Origin of the sequence: Nocardioides immobilis, from assembly GCF_003515065.1 — a bacterium.
Classification (GTDB): Bacteria; Actinomycetota; Actinomycetes; order Propionibacteriales; family Nocardioidaceae; genus Nocardioides; species Nocardioides immobilis.
In genome coordinates this window covers 1-13,550 of the sequence record NZ_QXGH01000021.1, presented here as the reverse complement: position 1 = coordinate 13,550, position 13,550 = coordinate 1, and the positions used below count along the sequence as shown (strand labels likewise).

At 71.1% G+C, this 13,550-nt stretch carries 13 protein-coding genes; 6 read left to right on the top strand and 7 right to left on the bottom strand.

From position 1 onward, the window contains the following. Positions 1 to 7 precede the first annotated feature (7 nt). Entirely contained in the window at positions 8 to 1,567 is a 1,560-nt protein-coding gene (locus tag D0Z08_RS17125; protein ID WP_118926474.1) for a carboxyl transferase domain-containing protein, read from the bottom strand. Between the two features lie 108 nt (positions 1,568 to 1,675). Here D0Z08_RS17125 and D0Z08_RS17120 point away from each other — a divergent pair, with 108 nt between their 5' ends. Both D0Z08_RS17120 and D0Z08_RS17115 read left to right on the top strand, forming a co-directional pair. After that, positions 1,676 to 2,182: a hypothetical protein gene (locus tag D0Z08_RS17120; protein WP_118926473.1), complete on the top strand. Its 507-nt coding sequence runs from the start codon at positions 1,676 to 1,678 to the stop codon at positions 2,180 to 2,182. A gap of 82 nt (positions 2,183 to 2,264) precedes the next feature. Next, entirely contained in the window at positions 2,265 to 2,831 is a 567-nt protein-coding gene (locus D0Z08_RS17115) for a TetR/AcrR family transcriptional regulator (RefSeq protein WP_118926472.1), read from the top strand. A 140-nt stretch (positions 2,832 to 2,971) separates the two neighbouring features. Here D0Z08_RS17115 and D0Z08_RS17110 read toward each other — a convergent pair whose 3' ends face one another. Genes D0Z08_RS17110 through D0Z08_RS17100 form a run of 3 tightly spaced genes read right to left on the bottom strand, consistent with a single transcriptional unit; the run spans position 2,972 to position 6,339 of the window. Further along, complete coding sequence (locus tag D0Z08_RS17110; RefSeq protein WP_118926471.1) at positions 2,972 to 3,733, bottom strand: crotonase/enoyl-CoA hydratase family protein; 762 nt, start codon at positions 3,731 to 3,733, stop codon at positions 2,972 to 2,974. Then, positions 3,733 to 5,385, bottom strand: coding sequence for an acyl-CoA dehydrogenase family protein (locus D0Z08_RS17105; RefSeq protein WP_118926470.1), 1,653 nt, complete (start codon positions 5,383 to 5,385; stop codon positions 3,733 to 3,735). The genes D0Z08_RS17110 and D0Z08_RS17105 overlap by 1 nt, the downstream gene beginning before the upstream one ends. Positions 5,386 to 5,391: 6 nt before the next feature. Beyond that, a complete protein-coding gene (locus D0Z08_RS17100; protein ID WP_118926469.1) occupies positions 5,392 to 6,339 on the bottom strand; it encodes a crotonase/enoyl-CoA hydratase family protein in 948 nt (315 codons plus the stop codon). A gap of 64 nt (positions 6,340 to 6,403) precedes the next feature. Here D0Z08_RS17100 and D0Z08_RS17095 point away from each other — a divergent pair, with 64 nt between their 5' ends. After that, entirely contained in the window at positions 6,404 to 7,120 is a 717-nt protein-coding gene (locus D0Z08_RS17095; protein ID WP_118926468.1) for a PaaX family transcriptional regulator C-terminal domain-containing protein, read from the top strand. Between the two features lie 26 nt (positions 7,121 to 7,146). On the opposite strand, the gene D0Z08_RS17090 is transcribed toward D0Z08_RS17095, so the two are convergent. Next, complete coding sequence (locus D0Z08_RS17090; RefSeq protein ID WP_118926467.1) at positions 7,147 to 8,205, bottom strand: zinc-dependent dehydrogenase; 1,059 nt, start codon at positions 8,203 to 8,205, stop codon at positions 7,147 to 7,149. A gap of 183 nt (positions 8,206 to 8,388) precedes the next feature. On the opposite strand from D0Z08_RS17090, the gene D0Z08_RS17085 reads away from it, so the two are divergent. Continuing rightward, positions 8,389 to 10,332, top strand: coding sequence for a PTS mannitol transporter subunit IICBA (locus tag D0Z08_RS17085; RefSeq protein WP_118926466.1), 1,944 nt, complete (start codon positions 8,389 to 8,391; stop codon positions 10,330 to 10,332). 17 nt (positions 10,333 to 10,349) lie between these two features. Beyond that, on the top strand, positions 10,350 to 11,108 hold the full coding sequence (locus D0Z08_RS17080; RefSeq protein ID WP_118926465.1) for a DeoR/GlpR family DNA-binding transcription regulator: 759 nt from the start codon (positions 10,350 to 10,352) through the stop codon (positions 11,106 to 11,108). Positions 11,109 to 11,129: 21 nt separating this feature from the next. Here the strand turns inward: D0Z08_RS17080 and D0Z08_RS17075 are convergent, their stop codons facing one another. Beyond that, positions 11,130 to 11,861: a PaaX family transcriptional regulator C-terminal domain-containing protein gene (locus D0Z08_RS17075; RefSeq protein ID WP_118926464.1), complete on the bottom strand. Its 732-nt coding sequence runs from the start codon at positions 11,859 to 11,861 to the stop codon at positions 11,130 to 11,132. A 101-nt stretch (positions 11,862 to 11,962) separates the two neighbouring features. Between D0Z08_RS17075 and D0Z08_RS17070 the strand changes: the two genes are divergently transcribed. After that, the gene (locus D0Z08_RS17070; protein WP_118926463.1) at positions 11,963 to 12,799 is read left to right on the top strand and encodes an SDR family oxidoreductase; all 837 of its coding nucleotides are present in this window, start codon (positions 11,963 to 11,965) and stop codon (positions 12,797 to 12,799) included. Positions 12,800 to 12,830: 31 nt separating this feature from the next. On the opposite strand, the gene D0Z08_RS17065 is transcribed toward D0Z08_RS17070, so the two are convergent. Further along, complete coding sequence (locus D0Z08_RS17065; RefSeq protein ID WP_182481358.1) at positions 12,831 to 13,367, bottom strand: SWIM zinc finger family protein; 537 nt, start codon at positions 13,365 to 13,367, stop codon at positions 12,831 to 12,833. Between the last annotated feature and the right edge of the window lie 183 nt (positions 13,368 to 13,550).

Here is a 13,550-nt window from a genome sequence, read left to right as displayed (position 1 = left end):
GCCCCGATCACATTCTGAAGATGCCGTAGGAGGGCTCCGGCACGGGTGCGTGCGCGGTGACGGCGAGCGCCATCCCGAGCACCCGCCGGGTGTCCGCGGGGTCGATGACGCCGTCGTCCCAGACCCGGGCGGTGGCGTAGTACGGCGAGCCCTGCGTCTCGTACTGCTCAAGAATGGGTGCCTTGAACGCTGCGACATCCGGGTCGTCCTCGCGGCCGGCGACCGTTGCCAGCACGTTGGCCGCCTGGTCACCGCCCATCACCGAGATCCGGGCGTTCGGCCACATCCAGAGGAACCGCGGATCGTAGGCGCGGCCGCACATGCCGTAGTTGCCGGCGCCGAACGAGCCGCCGATGACCACGGTGAGCTTGGGTACGACGCTGCAGGCCACCGCCGTGACCAGCTTGGCGCCGTCGCGGGCGATGCCGCGGTTCTCGTAGTCCTTGCCGACCATGAAGCCGCTGATGTTCTGGAGGAAGAGCAGCGGGATGCCGCGCTGGTTGCAGAGCTCGACGAAGTGCGCGCCCTTCAGCGCCGACTCGCTGAACAGGATCCCGTTGTTGGCGACGATGCCGACGGGATGGCCGTGGATCCGCGCGAAGCCGCAGACCAGGGTCTCGGCGTACAGCTGCTTGAACTCCTGGAACCGCGAGCCGTCGACCAGGCGGCGGATCACCTCGCGCACGTCGTACGGCGTCCGCGTGCTGGCCGGCACCACGGAGTAGATGGACTCCGGCGACTCGTGAGGCTCGTCGACTTCGCCCGCCGAGGTTGTCGAGGCGCCCCGACCGGCTCGGCGAGCGTCCGGGAGGGTGTCGACGATGCCGCGCAGGATCTGGAGGGCATGCGCGTCGTCCTCGGCCAGGTGGTCGACGACCCCGGAGGTACGGGCGTGCACGTCACCGCCGCCGAGCTCTTCGGCCGTGACGACCTCGCCGGTCGCGGCCTTCACCAGCGGCGGTCCGCCGAGGAAGATCGTGCCCTGGTTGCGGACGATCACGGTCTCGTCCGACATCGCCGGGACGTAGGCGCCGCCGGCCGTGCAGGACCCCATGACTGCGGACAGCTGCGGGATGCCGCGGGCGCTCATGTTGGCCTGGTTGAAGAAGATCCGGCCGAAGTGCTCCTTGTCGGGGAACACCTCGTCCTGCATCGGTAGGAAGGCGCCGCCGGAGTCGACCAGGTAGATGCAGGGCAGGTTGTTCTGGGCCGCGATCGTCTGTGCCCGCAGGTGCTTCTTCACCGAGATCGGGTAGTAGGTCCCACCCTTCACGGTCGCGTCGTTGGCGACGACCATGCAGTCGCGACCCCCGACCCGGCCGACGCCCGCGACGACGCCCGCCGACGGTACGGCGTAGTCGTCACCGGGCGCGCCGTACATGCCGTACGCCGCCAGCGGCGCGATCTCCAGGAACGGGCTGCCCGGGTCGAGCAGGCCGTCCACGCGGTCGCGCGGGAGCAGCTTGCCGCGGTCGGTGTGCTTCTTGCGCGCGGACTCGCTGCCGCCCTGCCGCACCCGCGCGAGCCGCTCGCGCAGCTCGATGGTGAGGTCCTCGAGGCTGGTCATGACACGAGGTTAACGATCATTAACCTCGGCTGTCCACTGGTCGGGGCTGGCACCGGTCCCTGCGGGTACCGGGAGGACAAGGGAGTCCACGAGAGGAGCCAGCAGATCATGTCCACGGTCGGCACCATCACCAAGCTCGCTTCGGAGGTCGTCGGGCGGGCGGCCCACGCGGTGATCCATCCGCGCAAGACCGTCACCGCCGTCACCGGCCACGCACGGGACCTGGCGGCCACCGTCACTGGCGGCGACCAGAAGACACCAAGCCCGACCGACGCCGGGGCCGCGTCCTCGAAGACGACGTTCTACGAGAGCGCTCACCGCAACGTCGAGCCGGCGGAGCCGGTGCAGCCCGCCGAGTCGGTGGAGCCGTCGACCACCGAGCCGAAGGCTGCCTCGCGGGAGAGCGCGCACCACGGTCGCGGCGCCGACCCGACCGACGATTGGCACGACGAGCTCGACGATGCCCCTGACATCGGCATCAACCCTGCCACCGGGCTGCCGAACACCGACCAGGTCGGCGACGACGAGCCGCTGCTTGACCCCTCTGCCGCGAAGACGGTGCGCTCGGAGAGCGAGACCATGAGCCGCGCAGCCGATCGGGACAAGGACCAGTAGCGCGCGCTCGGCGGGCTCGACGACGGCAACGTGTTCGAGACAGGCTGACGCGAAGCGGGTGAACGAGCATTAACCTGGGCGGGTGACCGCCACCGAGGAGCCCACCCGCCGCGAGCAGATCCTCGCGACCGCGGCCGAGCTCTTCGCCGCCCGCGGCTTCCACGGCGTGTCGGTGGCCGAGCTCGGCGCCGCTTGCGGCATCTCCGGGCCGGCGCTCTACAAGCACTTCTCCAACAAGCAGGCGATGCTCGCCGAGATGCTGGTGTCGATCAGCGAACAGCTGCTCGCGGTGGGGCGCGAGCGGGTGGCGGCGGCCGACGGGCCCGCCGCCGCCGTACGGGCGCTGGTCGACTGGCACGTCGAGTTCGCCCTCGGCCACCGGCCGCTCATCATCGTCCAGGACCGCGACTGGGAGTCGCTGCCGGAGCAGGCGCGCGAGCAGGTCCGCGCGCTGCAGCGGTCGTACGTCGACCTGCTCGCCGGCCAGCTCCGGCTGCTGCAGCCGCACCTCACCAGGCCCACCGCCCACGCCGCCGCTCAGGCCGCCTTCGGCCTGCTCAACTCCACGCCGCGCGCCGGGCACGCGATCTCCGACGACGCCCTGCGGACCCTGCTGGCCGACATGGCTGTCGCCGCCCTCCGCGCCTAGCCGCGCGCGAAGTGTCAGGCTTGGTCGCGCGAGGTATCACTCTTGGTCGCGCGAAGTATCAAGCTTGGTCGCGCGACGTGTCGCACCTCGAGCCGCCAAACCTGACATTTCGTGCGACCAACCGTGACACTTCGGCGGGGTTAGAACGCCCCGCCGCGGCCTTCGCCGTCGCGGAACCGGGCGGCGCCGGTCATCGCCTCGAGGAGCGACCGGCCGCCGTGGACCCACTCCACGTCGAGGGCGCGATCGAGGGACAGGCCGTGCTGTTCGTACGACGACAGGCGGTCCTGCTGCAGGCAGGTCTGCGGGAAGGCGGCGATCTGCTCGGCCAGCGCGACCGCCTCGTCGAGGGCGGCGCCGGGCGCGCTGACCCGGTTGGCGAGACCCATCCGCAGCGCCTCCTCGGCACCGACCGGGCGACCGGTGAGGATCAGGTCCAGCGCGTGCGACTGCCCGATCAAGCGAGGCAACCGGATGGTCCCGCCGTCGATCAGCGGCACGCCCCAGCGGCGGCAGAAGACCCCGAAGACGGCGTCCGGGTCGGCGACCCGCAGGTCGCACCACAGCGCGAGCTCCAGCCCGCCGGCGACGGCATGACCCTCGACCGCGGCGACGACCGGCTTCGACAGGAGCAGCCGCGACGGCCCCATCGGACCGGGACCGTCGGTCCCCGGGGGATCGGCCTTCATCGTCCCGGAGCTGACCGCCTTCAGGTCGGCGCCGGCGCAGAACGTGCCCCCGGCACCGGTGAGGACGGCGACGCTCGCGTCCGGGTCGGCGTCGAAGGCAAGGAACGCGTCGTACAGCGCCTGCGCGTGCTCGGTGTCGACGGCGTTGCGGACCTCCGGGCGGTCGATCGTGACGACGGTGACCGGCCCGCGGCGCTCGACGTCGACTGCCATCAGGCGATCTCCGCGGTGTCGACCAGGGCCCGGTCGATGATCGGACCGAGGTCGAGCCCGGTCGGCAGGGTGCCGAGCGCCCCGCCCCAGTCGCGGCCGAGCCGCGAGGCGCAGAACGCGTCGGCGACGGCGGCAGGCGCGTGACGCAGGAGCAGCGACCCCTGGAAGACCAACGCGATCTGCTCGACGATCCGGCGGGCCCGGAGCTCGATGTCGTCGAACGACGTGAACTCCTTCTGGAGCCGGGCCAGCGCCTCGTCGAAGCGGGCGTCGGCACCGGCAGCGAGGCCGACCTCCTCGAAGTAGGCGTCCAGCGTTTGCGGCTCGCGGGCGATGGCCCGCAGCGCGTCGAGCGCAGCGACGTTGCCCGAGCCCTCCCAGATCGAGAGCAGCGGCAGCTCGCGGTAGATGCGGGCCGCATCGAAGTCCTCGATGTAGCCGTTGCCGCCCAGGCACTCGAGCGCCTCCGCGGCGTGGATCGGGCCGCGCTTGCAGACGTAGTACTTGGTCGCGGCCAGGGCCAGCCGGCGTACGGCGGCCTCGCCCTCGTCGCCGCGGATCGCCCGGTCGTTCGCCCCGGCCAGCCGCACCATCGCGGTCGTCGCGGCCTCGGACTCGACGGCGAGGTCGGCGAGCACGTTGCGCATCGCCGGCTGCTCGAGGAGCGGCTTGCCGAAGGCCGACCGGTGCCGGGCGTGGTGCGCGGCCATCACCAGCGACGTGCGCATGCCGGCGGCGGAGCCGATGACGCAGTCGAGCCGGGTCATGTTGACCATCTCGACGATGGTCCGTACGCCGCGCCCCTCCTCGCCGACGAGCCAGCCGGTCGCGCCGTCGTACTCGATCTCCGACGAGGCGTTCGACTTGTTGCCGAGCTTGTCCTTGAGCCGCAGGAACCGCATCGCGTTGCGGTCGCCACCCGGCAGCACCCGCGGCACCAGGAAGCACGAGAGACCCCCCGGCGCCTGGGCGAGGGTCAGGAACATGTCGGACATCGGCGCCGACGTGAACCACTTGTGACCGACGAGCTCATACGCGCCCTCGGACCCTGCCGATCCTTGGGGAGTGGCCGTCGTCGTGTTGGCCCGTACGTCGGACCCGCCCTGCTTCTCGGTCATCGACATCCCGGCGATCAGGCCGCGCTTGGTCGCGGGGTCGCGGAGGCCGGGGTCGTACTCCCGGTTGGTGAGCAGCGGCTCGAACTGCGCGGCGAGCTCGGGGTTCGCGCGCAGCGCCGGCACGACGGCGTACGTCATCGAGATCGGGCAGCCGTGACCCGCGTCGACCGACCAGACCATGAACTTCGCGGCACGCGCGACGTGCGCCCCCGGCCGGTCGTCGGCCCACGGGGCGGCGTGCAGGCCGTGCCCGATCGCGGTCTCCATCAGCTGGTGGTACGCCGGGACGTACTCGACCTCGTCCACCCGGTGGCCGTAGCGGTCGTGGGTGTGCAGCCGCGGCGGCACGCGCTCGGCGAGCCGGCCCCACCCCTGCGCCTCGGCGGTGCCGGCGAGCTGCCCCAGCTCGTCGACCTCGGGCAGCGCCCAGCCGGCGCCCTCCCGCTCCAGCCCCTCGCGCAGGGCGGGGTCGTGGGCGGTGTTGTGCCCGGTCAGCGGCGGGACCTGGTTGAAGACCTCGTGCGTGCTTGTCATTTGCAGTCACCCCTTGTTGGTGGAAGGCCCGAAGTCGTCGTACGGCGCCGCGTCGCGCTCGCGCACCGCGTTCTTGAAGCCCACCTCGGCGGCGCGGGCCGCGAACGAGTAGCCCTCGCGGGTGTGGCGGGAGATGCCGTCGAAGACGGTCGAGATCATCTGGCTGTTCTGGACGCCCTGCGCGAGCAGCGCGGAGTTGAGCGCGAGCTTGACCATCATCAGCTGGTTGAGCGGCATCGCGGCGATCCGCTGCACGAGGTTCTCGGTGCGGGCGTCGAGGTCCTCGGGCTCGGGAGCCTCGATCGCCAGCCCCCACTCGGCGGCCTCGCGACCGGACAGGCAGTCGCCGGTCAGCAGCAGCCGCTTGGCGCGCTGGTCGCCGAGCCGGTGCGCCCAGAGGCCGGCGCTCGGCACGCCCCAGACCCGGGTCGGCGGGTAGCCGATCTTCGCGTCCGCGGCGATGACGATCTGGTCGCAGTGCAGGGCGATGTCGGTGCCGCCGGCGACGCAGAAGCCGTGGATCTTGGCGACCGTCGGCTTGTTCGCGTGCAGCAACGACGCGTAGCCCTTGGTGAAGCGGCTCATCATCGCGTAGTCGACCATCGGGTCCCACGTCTTCGACGGGTCGTGGTTGGGGATCGCCTGCTCGGCGAAAGCCCCCAGGTCGTAGCCGCCGCAGAACCCCTTGCCGCGGCCGCTGACCACGAGCACGTGTACGCGCGGGTCGAGGTCGGCGCGCTCGACGGCGGCGGCCAGCTCGACCGGGGTGTCGAGGGTGATCGCGTTGCCATGGTCGGGACGGTTGAACGTGAGCCGGGCGACCCGACCGTCCACCTCGTAGGTGAGCGTCCGGTACGTCGGCGCTGAGTCGCCTGAGTCGTCGATCGGCACCCCGGCGTACGGCGAGTCGGGCCCCTCGTGCGCGGGACGCCTCCACGGCGCTTCGTCTGCCATGCCGGCGACGTTACAGTTTCATCGACAGTTGTGTCCAGAGATGTAGCGTGAGAGAGTGCAGCCCATGTCGGTCGAGGTCACACCGCTCCCGGCCCGCTCGGTCGTGCTCAGCCTCCTGCTGGGGCGGCATCCCGACCGGATGAGCCCGGCCGAGCTGGCCCGAGCAGGCGAGTACTTCGGCATCCCCGCGCCGACCCTCCGGGTGGCGCTGACCCGGGCCGTGGCCGCGGGCGACCTCCGTCGCGTCGTCGGTGACTACATGCTCGGAGACCGCCTGGTCCGGCGTCAGCAGCGGCAGGACGAGGCGGTCGAGGATGCCGAGACCTCCTGGGACGGCACCTGGGAGATGGCCGTCGTCGTCGTGTCCGGGCGCTCCGCGTCCGACCGGGCAGCGCTGCGGGACCTGCTGACGTCGTACCGACTGGCCGAGCTCCGCGAGGGCGTCTGGGCGAGGCCGGCGAACCTCAGCCGGCCTCGTGAGTACGCCGACGAGCCGGTCCTCTCGACCTTCGTCAGCCGGCCGGACGCCGATCCCGCGGCGCTCGCGGCCGAGCTGTGGGACCTCATTGGGTGGGCCGCCGACGGCCGCCGCCTGGTCGCGCTCCTCGACGACACCGACGAGCCCGCGAGCCGGCTGGCCGTCGCGGCACACCTGGTCCGCCACCTCTTGGACGATCCGCTGCTGCCCGCCGAGCTGCGCCCGGCCGACTGGCCGGGCGAGGAGCTGCGCAAGGCGTACGCCAGCTATCAGGACGAGCTGAGGTCTCTCGCGCTCGGGTGACGAGGCCCGGGCGGAATCAGCGGCCGTCAGGGCTCGACGGTGACCTTGATGGCCTCGCCGTTCTTGACGATCTCGAACGCGGTCATCGCGTCCGCCAGCGGGATGTGCCGGGTGATGAGGTCCTTGACCGGCACCTGGCCGGTCGAGATGTACTCGAGCGCGCGCTTGTTGTGCTCGGGCGCCGAGCCGTTGGCGCCGTGGATGTGCAGCTGGCGGTAGTGGACGACGTTGGAGTCGCAGGTGATGGTGGGGTCGGTCTTGGGCAGCCCGCCGAAGAACGAGATCCGGCCGTTGCGGGCGGCCATCGCGATCGCCTGCTCCTGGCTGACGTTGGCGGCGGTTGCCGTGATCACGACGTCGGCGCCGCGCCCACCGGTCAGCTCCATCACCCGCTCGACGACGTCGACCTCCGCCGCGTTGATGACCTCGTCCGGCTGGACGGCCTCCGCCGACAGCTTGAGCCGGTCGGCGTTGACGTCGACGAGGTAGACCGGGCCACTGCGGTGCACGCCGCGGGCGATCCGGATGTGCATGCAGCCGATGGGGCCGGCGCCGAAGACGACGACCGTGTCGCCCTCCTCGATGCCGAGCAGCTCCTGGGCGTTGATGGCGCACGCGAACGGCTCGGCCGCGGAGGCCTCGTCGTACCCGACGTTGTCCGGGATCCGGTTCAGCCCGTCGACCTTGAGCACCTGGCGCGGGACGATCATGTACTCGGCGAACCCGCCGTCGTACTGGTAGCCCATCGAGGTCTGGTTCTGGCAGACCGCCATCCAGCCCTTCCGGCACTCGTGGCAGTCGCCGCACGGGACGGCGGCGATCACCTGGGTGCGGTCGCCGACCTTCCAGTCGCTGCCGTACGACGCGTTGACCTCGGCGCCGACCTCGACGACCTCACCCGCGATCTCGTGCCCGATAGTGCGGGGCGGCGTGAGGTTCTGGTGACCGTTGTGGAGGATCTTGACGTCAGTTCCGCAGGTCGAGCAGTTGCGGACCCGCAGCTTGACCTCGTCGGGCCCGCACTCCGGCTCGGGGACGTCCTCGAGGCGGACGTCGTCGGGTGCGTAGAAGCGCAGGGCCTTCATCGGTGGGTTCCTTCCGGGGCGAGGTCGTGGGTGGCTGCACCCACCGTAAACCCCATTCGGGCACAAAGCCACACTCTTCTCCGCCCATTTCTGCCCGATCTCTTGCTTTTCTGCCCGGTTTGGCCTCTACTGGGCATGTCGATGTGACTGGCGTCACCACCGGCCGAACCCGAGGAGTCCGAGATGTCCATCACCCAAGCGCCCGAGCGAGTCGGCGTGCGAGTACGCGTGCAGAAGTTCGGCACCTTCCTGTCGAACATGGTCATGCCGAACATCGGCGCGTTCATCGCGTGGGGCCTGATCACGGCCCTCTTCATCGAGGTCGGCTGGCTGACCAAGCTCGGCGTCGGCGAGGACCCGGGCAGCTGGGTCGCCGAGATCGGCGGCTGGGGCGAGTTCGACGGCGGCGGGATCGTCGGCCCGATGATCAGGTTCCTGCTGCCGATCCTGATCGGCTACACCGGCGGCAAGATGGTCTACGAGACCCGCGGCGGCGTGGTCGGCGCGATCGCCACGATGGGTGTCATCGCCGGCACCGAGATCCCGATGTTCATGGGCGCCATGGTCATGGGCCCCCTCGGCGGCTGGACGATGAAGCACATCGACGCCCTGTGGGACGGCAAGATCCGGCCGGGCTTCGAGATGCTCGTCAACAACTTCTCCGCCGGCATCTGGGGCGGCATCCTCGCCACCTTCGGGTTCTTCGTGATGAGCCCGATCGTCACCTTCATCAGCGACCGCCTCGGCGACGGGGTCGACTTCCTCGTCGAGAACGACCTGCTGCCGCTCACCTCGCTCATCATCGAGCCGGCCAAGGTGCTCTTCCTCAACAACGCCATCAACCACGGCGTGCTGACGCCGCTCGGCGGCACCGAGGCGCTGGAGCACGGCAAGTCGGTGCTGTTCCTGCTCGAGGCCAACCCCGGTCCCGGCCTCGGGCTGCTGCTCGCCTACTCCGTCTTCGGCCGGGGCCTGGCCAAGGCCTCCGCGCCCGGCGCCGCGATCATCCACTTCCTCGGCGGCATCCACGAGATCTACTTCCCCTACGTGCTGATGAAGCCGAAGCTGATCCTCGCGATGATCGCCGGTGGCATGACCGGTGTCTTCGTCAACGTGCTGTTCGACGTCGGCCTGCGCGCGCCGGCCGCCCCGGGCTCGGTCTTCGCGGTCTACGCGCAGACGGCCAACTTCGTCGGCGTCACCCTCTCGATGCTGGCCGCCGCCGCCGTGACCTTCCTCGTGGCTGCGTTCCTGCTCAAGACCGACAAGGCCGAGGAGGCCGACGACGAGCTCGTCCACGCCACCGCGAGCATGGAGGCGATGAAGGGCAAGCGATCGATCGCCTCGTCCGCCCTCACGGGCACGGGCACGGGCACAGCCGTCCGGGACCGGGTCACCAGCATCGTGTTCGCCTGCGACGCCGGCATGGGGTCGTCCGCGATGGGCGCCTCGGTGCTGCGGCGCAAGATCCAGAGCGCCGGCTTCGACGACGTCACCGTCGTCAACCAGGCCATCGCCAACCTCACCGACAGCCATGGCGTCGTGGTGACCCACCGCGACCTCACCGACCGGGCCCGGCAGAAGACGCCGTCGGCGGTCCACGTCTCGGTGGACGACTTCATGGCGAGCCCGCGGTACGACGAGATCGTCGACCTCCTCACGCAGACCAACGCGGACGGCGGCGCGGACGGCGGCGCGGACGTGCTCCCGCTCGACGCCATCGTCCTGGACGGCACCGCCACGACCCGCGACGACGCCATCACCGAGGCCGGCGCCCTTCTCGTGTCGACCGGCGCCGTCGAGTCGTCGTACGTCGACGCGATGCACGAGCGCGAGCGTTCGGTGTCGACCCACATGGGCAAGCTGCTCGCCATCCCGCACGGCACCAACGAGGCGAAGGCCGCGATCAACCACACCGGCATCTCGTTCGTGCGCTACCCCGAGACGATCGACTGGAACGGCAAGCCCACCGAGTTCGTGGTCGGCATCGCCGGTGCCGGCAACGACCACCTCGACCTGCTGGGCCGGATCGCGAAGGTCTTCCTCGACGACGAGGCGGTCGGTCGGCTCCGCACGGCGTCCTCCCCGGCGGATGTGAAGGCGGTGTTGGACTCCGTGCGCGGATGACCCGTCACAATGACTCCGTGGACTCGGAGAGCAGGCAGTCGCAGATCCTCGAGTTCACCCGCGCACGGGGGCGGGTCGAGGTGGTGCCGCTGGCCGACGAGCTCGGCGTGGCCACCGAGACGATCCGACGGGACCTCAAGGTCCTCGCGTCCCGTCGCCTCGTCAAGCGGGTCCACGGCGGGGCGGTCCCGCTCGAGAGTGCCGCGTTCGAGTCCGGCGTCGAGTACCGCAGCCGGGTGGACCTCGCCCAGAAGCACCGGATCGCCGGCGCGGCGGCCGACCTCCTCCACGGTGCGGAGACCGCCTACATCGACGAGGGCTTCACCCCGCGCCTCGTCGCGGAGCGACTCGCCGACAGGGAGCTGACGGTGGTGACCTCGTCGCTGCTCGCGGCCGAGGCGCTGGCCGACAGCGACAGCGTCACGGTCCTGCTCCTCGGCGGCCGGATGCGGGGTCGAACCCTCGCGACGGTCGACCACTGGGCTCTCGACATGCTTCACGACCTGGTGATCGACGTGGCCTACATCGGGACCAACGGGATCACGACCGACGACGGGCTGACGACGCCCGACCCGGCTGTCGCTGCTGTCAAGCACGCGGCGATCAGACGGTCGCGCCGGTCGGTCCTCCTCGCCGCCCACTCCAAGTTCGGGATCACCAACTTCTGCCGGTTCGCCGAGGTGGCCGACTTCGAGACGATCGTGACCGGCACCGAGCTGCCGTCGGCGCAGGCGCGCGAGTTCGAGGCGCTGGGGCCCAAGGTCGTGCGGGCCTGACCCGTCGAGGCTCCGGCCGGGTCAAGCGGCGGCGAGGCCCTGGCGCATCTCGATCAGCCACTGGCGGTAGGCGAGATGCGACTCACGCAGGGCGTCGCCCGGCCAGTCGGCAGGGAGCAGCTCGGACGGCAGCACCGGATCGGCGAGCAGGTGGCGGCCGGACGTGGCACAGGCGGTGAAGCGCAGCACCGGGTCGGCGGTGTCGGTGGCGTCGAGCAGCGCCCGGGCGGTGGCGGCCCAGGCATCGAGGTCCCACAGCTCCGCAGCAAGGGCGGCCGGCTCGTCGACCGGGCGGCCCGTGAACCGCGTGACGACGTCGTCGACCGACGCCGGCCAGTCGAGGCGGAGGTTCGCCGGCCGGGTCCACACACCCTCCCGCAGCTCGGCCAGCCGCAGGCCGGTCAGCTCGGCGCGCAGCTCGGCGCGCTCGGCGGCGGAGCGACCGGTCGCGGTCACGACGACGACCTCCCACTGGCCGCGCCAGGCCTTGGTGCGCGGGTGGACCGCCTGGTCCTGTCGACGCTGGCGCTCGAGCAGCCGGTCGGACAGCCGGTAGTCCGCATCGTCGCCGCGGACCAGGTCGCCGGCCGCCGTCATCCGCGAGAGCGCGACCCGGACCGTCGGTTCGGCGAAGCCGAGCAGGGAGCCGACCGTCACCAGCTCCCGGGCGGACAAGGTCGCGACCTCAGCGCCCAGCAGCACGGTCAGCAGGGCGGAGCGGGTGGAGACGGGCTTGAGCAGCGGCTTGGACATCGGGAGGGATATTACGCGATGCCGACAGTCGTCGCCTGTTCGTTGTGATCTATGTCTAACGCTATTGGCGCGGCCGTCGCGCATCTGTAACGTCCAGCGGCATGACCACTGAACAGGCACTTGCCGGCCGCACCATGATCATGTCGGGCGGCAGCCGCGGCATCGGCCTCGCGATCGGCATCGCCGCCGCGCGGCAGGGGGCGAACGTCGTACTCCTGGCGAAGACGGACCTTCCCGACCCCCGCCTGCCCGGCACGATCCACACTGCGGCCGCGGAGATCGAGGAGGCCGGCGGGCAGGCACTCGCCGTCGTCGGCGACGTCCGCGACGAGGAGTCGGTGGCGCGTGCGGTCGAGCAGGCGGTCGAGCGGTTCGGGGGCATCGACATCTGCGTGAACAACGCCTCCGCGATCGCACTGGCGTCGACCGAGGAGCTGCCGGTGAAGCGGTTCGACCTGATGACGTCGATCCAGCTCCGCGGCACCTACCTGCTGACCCGGGCCTGCCTGCCGCACCTGCGCGAGGGCACCAACCCGCACATCCTGTCGCTGTCGCCGCCGCTGAACCTGTCGCCGCAGTGGCTCGGCGCGCACCCGGCGTACACCCTCGCCAAGTACGGCATGTCCCTGCTGACCCTCGGCTGGGCAGCGGAGTACGCCGAGCACGGCATCGCCGCGAACTGCCTGTGGCCGGAGACCCTGATCGCCACCGCGGCCGTGCAGAACCTGCTCGGTGGTGACGCCGCCATCGAGAAGGCGCGGACGCCCGAGATCGTCGCGGACGCTGCGGTCGCGATCCTCGGCCGACCCGCACGCGAGTGCACGGGCAACACCTTCGTCGACGTCGACGTGCTGCGGGAGGCCGGCGTCACCGACCTCAGGCAGTACGGCGGCACCGGCACCCTCGAGTACGACATCTTCGTCGACCCGCCGGCCTGACCTCCTCGTCGAACGCCCGGCCCATCGCCAGTCACAGCAGCCCTTCGGGAAGCTCCGCTCCGGCCTCCATCAGCTCGACCAGCCGTCGAGCCCGGAGGACGGCATCGGCGGCGACCTCGACGTCGTCGGCGAGGTCGGTGACGCCGCCGGCTGCAGCCGCTGGACCGGTCGACCGCTCGTGCAGCTCCGACAGCAGCGCCTCCCGGTCGAGCCCCCGCACGGCGAGCAGCACCAGCGGGTCGGCGTCGACCAGCCAGCCGGTCTGGATGAGCACCGCGAGCGCGTGGCGGCACGGGTCGAGGTAGGCGTCGCAGGTGCAGGTCGCGGCCAGCTCCCCGCCGTACGGCAGCAGCTCGACGCCGAGCTCCTCGGCGTGCTCGACCAGGTCGTAGGGCAGCTCGCCGGCGAACAGCGCCGCGATCCGTCCGGTCTCTGCAGCGACCACGTCGACCAACGAGCGCCGTTCCTCGTCGGCCAGCACCGGCACCCGGACCTCGACCGTCCACGCGTCGTCCCCCTCGCGCACCGCGGCCAGCAGCGAGCCGGCCGCGACGCTGATGCCGCCCACCTCGCCGCGCCGGGCGATGGTGCGGCCGGCGCGCAGGTCCTGGTCGACGTACGCCGGGCGGTTTCCAGCGATCGTCGCGAATCAGATAGTGATGAGTTGTTGCCGCCATCGTCGCATGAGCTGCGATGGGGACCGGTCATCGAGGCATGCGCGGGGGCGGTCGTTGAGTTCCTCGGCCACCTC

Coding starts and splice junctions, on each gene's coding strand:
- D0Z08_RS17125 (WP_118926474.1), bottom strand. CDS start 1,567: ATGACCAGCCTCGAGGACCTCACCATCGAGCTGCGCGAGCGGCTCGCG.
- D0Z08_RS17120 (WP_118926473.1), top strand. CDS start 1,676: ATGTCCACGGTCGGCACCATCACCAAGCTCGCTTCGGAGGTCGTCGGG.
- D0Z08_RS17110 (WP_118926471.1), bottom strand. CDS start 3,733: ATGGCAGTCGACGTCGAGCGCCGCGGGCCGGTCACCGTCGTCACGATC.
- D0Z08_RS17105 (WP_118926470.1), bottom strand. CDS start 5,385: ATGACAAGCACGCACGAGGTCTTCAACCAGGTCCCGCCGCTGACCGGG.
- D0Z08_RS17100 (WP_118926469.1), bottom strand. CDS start 6,339: ATGGCAGACGAAGCGCCGTGGAGGCGTCCCGCGCACGAGGGGCCCGAC.
- D0Z08_RS17095 (WP_118926468.1), top strand. CDS start 6,404: ATGTCGGTCGAGGTCACACCGCTCCCGGCCCGCTCGGTCGTGCTCAGC.
- D0Z08_RS17090 (WP_118926467.1), bottom strand. CDS start 8,205: ATGAAGGCCCTGCGCTTCTACGCACCCGACGACGTCCGCCTCGAGGAC.
- D0Z08_RS17085 (WP_118926466.1), top strand. CDS start 8,389: ATGTCCATCACCCAAGCGCCCGAGCGAGTCGGCGTGCGAGTACGCGTG.
- D0Z08_RS17075 (WP_118926464.1), bottom strand. CDS start 11,861: ATGTCCAAGCCGCTGCTCAAGCCCGTCTCCACCCGCTCCGCCCTGCTG.
- D0Z08_RS17070 (WP_118926463.1), top strand. CDS start 11,963: ATGACCACTGAACAGGCACTTGCCGGCCGCACCATGATCATGTCGGGC.